Below are 2,568 nucleotides of genomic sequence, written 5' to 3' on the forward strand. Positions count from 1 at the left end.
GTCTCAATCGGCGCAATGGGATTGCGCTCCACCAGCGGAATAAACTGAATAAACCCGGAGCCGACTTCCCGCAAGAATTTATAGACCGCGAGCGGCTCCTGGGAGTTCTTGCGGTTGACCACGGTGAGCGTATTGAACTCGACCGCGTGTTTCTTTAAGACGTTCATACCCGCCATCACGCGCTCAAAAGTCGGGCGGCCCTGCTTGTCCACTCGGTAGGCATCGTGCAGGTGTGCGGGACCATCTATCGAGAGCCCGATGAGAAAGTTGTTTTTCGCCAGAAACTCGCCCCACGCATCGTCTAAGAGCGTTCCGTTGGTCTGGAAGGCATTGTGAATGGTTTTACCGTCGGCGTATTTTTTTTGCAGCGCCACCACTTTCTCAAAGAAGCGCACCCCGAGAAGCGTCGGTTCTCCACCCTGCCACGCGAAGCTGATCTCTGGGACCCTCTGGCTGGCAATATACTGCTGAATATAGTTCTCAAGTACTTCTTCCGGCATCTCCCACGACGGGCGCTGCTTGCGCTCACTCTGGTAGAGATCCTCTTTTTCCAGATAAAAGCAGTAGCGACAGTCAAGGTTGCAGATAGGGCCGATAGGCTTGGTCATGACATGGAAGGCAGGACGGCGCCCAACGCCCGTCAGCAGCGGGGTAGATGGCATGCGGTCATTATACCTGCGGGAAGAGTCGGGTGAGTGGGAGCACAAAGCCGGGAAGAAACGTGCCGCCATCGAAAATACTTTCGCGGGTGAGAATCTCAGGTTCAGAGTTAGGGCGATATATTGTGAGCACTTGCTTGGCAGGGTTTAGCTCCAGCACGAGTTGCACTCCGGCATCGAGCCACTCGCGCACTTTGCTGGAGATCTCACGGGGCCGGTCGCTTGGAGAGCGAGTTTCGAGCACTAGATCGGGGATGGCGCGGACATAGCCGCCGGGAAGCTCCTCGGGGAGCTTTGCTTTCTTGACAAAGGCGAAGTCCGGGGCGAGCACTGTATCTGGATTTTGGGACAGAAGAAAGCCTGTCTCTGCCGCAAAGCACTCACCTAAGTCATACTCGTAGATAAAACTGCTGAGGGGGGTGGTGAATCGATTTGTTTTTGCACCATGGGGGCCACCAGTGGGCATCTCTAAACTCCTGAGCTTTCCTCGGACGAGCTCGTAGTGGCAGTCGCTGGGAAACGCAAAAAGCTCCTCCGCCGTGTAGGTACGGCGAAGATCGAGGGAATCGGACAATTCGGACAAGGGAAATGCGACGGCCATAACTAAATCACTCCTGCGGTATTCTATCAGCCGGAAAGTTCTGTGGATAGGTTGAAATTTTTCTTACTTGAGGGTAGACTGTACCGGTTTTCACAAACTCAAATTTTCGCTTAAGACATAAAGGTATACGATGGCAACAGGCAAGATCGTCCAGGTCCAGGGTCCCGTGGTAGACGTCGCGTTTGAACCGGGGCAACTTCCTTCAATTCTCAACGCAATCCGCATCCCGATCAAAAACGGCGACGATCTGATCGTCGAGGTTTCCCAGCACTTGGGAAATGATGTGGTTCGCGCAGTGGCAATGGACTCCACTGATGGGCTCGTTCGTGGTCAGGAGGCAATTGACACGGGGCAGGCTATCTCTGTCCCCGTCGGCCCCGCCACGCTAGGGCGCGTTTTCAATCTCCTCGGTCGTCCCATTGACGAGCGCGGCCCTGCCAATGCCACCGAGTACTGGCCGATTCACCGCGATGCCCCAGCATTCGAGGATCTGGCAACCGCCCCTGAGATTCTGGAGACGGGGATCAAGGTCGTTGACCTGCTCTGTCCCTACCTCAAGGGGGGGAAGATTGGCCTCTTCGGGGGAGCGGGCGTCGGTAAGACCGTGACCATGCAGGAGCTGATCCGTAATATCGCCGTTCAGCACTCGGGTGTTTCGGTGTTCGCTGGAGTCGGTGAGCGCACTCGTGAGGGTAACGACCTGTGGCTGGAAATGTCCGAGGCCGAGTTCACGGATTCGTCGGGTAAGAAGGCGCACGTTATTGACAAAACCGCCATGGTCTTCGGCCAGATGAACGAGCCCCCGGGTGCCCGGCTTCGTGTTGCACTCTCGGGCCTGACAATGGCCGAGTACTTCCGCGACGTTGACGGTGCAGACGTGCTCCTCTTCATTGACAATATCTTCCGCTTCACCCAAGCGGGTTCTGAAGTGTCCGCGCTTCTGGGCCGTATGCCCAGCGCCGTGGGCTACCAGCCGACCCTGGCCAGTGAGATGGGGGCACTGCAAGAGCGCATCACCTCCACCCGCAAGGGCTCGGTCACGTCCGTGCAGGCGATCTACGTCCCCGCCGACGACCTCACCGACCCGGCTCCTGCCACCGCGTTCTCGCACCTGGATGCGACTACGGTCCTGGAGCGTAACTTAGCGGCCCAGGGAATCTTCCCCGCCGTGGACCCGCTTTCCTCCACCAGCCGCGCCCTGACCCCCGCTATCGTGGGAGCCGAGCACTACCGGGTGGCCCGTGGGGTTCAGTCCATCCTCCAGCGCTACAAAGAGCTTCAGGACATCATCGCCATTCTGGGAATTGA

General features: G+C 57.5%; 3 protein-coding genes. 1 reads left to right on the forward strand and 2 read right to left on the reverse strand.

Features of this window, described 5'->3' with window-relative positions:
- Together ACH2EH_RS26765 and ACH2EH_RS26770 are read right to left on the reverse strand one after the other, a co-directional pair.
- On the reverse strand, positions 1–662 hold a 662-nt coding region (locus ACH2EH_RS26765), incomplete at its 3' end, for a radical SAM protein (RefSeq protein WP_395146515.1).
- Positions 663–669: 7 nt separating this feature from the next.
- Positions 670–1,260, reverse strand: a complete 591-nt coding sequence (locus tag ACH2EH_RS26770) for a Uma2 family endonuclease (RefSeq protein ID WP_395146517.1) — start codon at positions 1,258–1,260, stop codon at positions 670–672.
- A gap of 130 nt (positions 1,261–1,390) precedes the next feature.
- Between ACH2EH_RS26770 and atpD the strand changes: the two genes are divergently transcribed.
- The coding region (gene atpD / locus ACH2EH_RS26775; RefSeq protein ID WP_395146519.1) for a F0F1 ATP synthase subunit beta at positions 1,391–2,568 on the forward strand (1,178 nt) is incomplete at its 3' end.

The sequence above is a fragment of the Armatimonas sp. genome (genome assembly GCF_043760365.1).
In the GTDB taxonomy this organism is placed as follows: Bacteria; Armatimonadota; Armatimonadia; order Armatimonadales; family Armatimonadaceae; genus Armatimonas.